The 492-nt window shown below is 51.7% G+C and carries 1 protein-coding gene; it reads left to right on the plus strand.

What is annotated here, in order from left to right:
• On the plus strand, positions 1-311 hold a 311-nt coding region (locus EDI28_RS27100), incomplete at its 5' end, for a transposase (RefSeq protein WP_233353528.1).
• Positions 312-492 lie beyond the last annotated feature (181 nt).

Raw genomic sequence — 492 nt, forward strand, 5'->3', positions numbered from 1 at the left:
CTCACCAGACCCAGCGTACAGAGAGCATGACGATGTCGCATAATGATTTTATGGCGCGGATAGTGTCTCATGTTGCGCTCCCGAGGAAGCAGCAGTATCACTTTGTTGGTCTGTACCATAACCGGAGTCGCGAACGGCTGAACAAGGCGAGGCTATCTCTGGGACAGGCGGAGGTCGGTGAGGTTAAGGCGGTCAGCTGGCGCGAGTTTATGGKGGCAAAAGGTGATGCTCCCTGTTGTGAGGCGTGCGGTGAGCAAATCACGGTATTAAAGCGGGTGAAGTTTATCGGTGGTGATGTAAAATTTTGCTAGTCGAGTTTAAGTGACGGACTCTGCATTGTGCGGAGTGGCTGTGCTGGGAGAGAGCGACAAATTATCATGGGCGTGTAATGTTCTTGCGGCTTCAGCGGTTGTCAGGAGCCGGAAAATTGAGTTAAACGGGTTAGGCAGGAGCAATAGAAAGACCAAAGGCGCTTGCTCGGCAAATTTAACA

It is taken from the genome of Photobacterium chitinilyticum (assembly GCF_004104355.1).
In the GTDB taxonomy this organism is placed as follows: Bacteria; Pseudomonadota; Gammaproteobacteria; order Enterobacterales; family Vibrionaceae; genus Photobacterium; species Photobacterium chitinilyticum.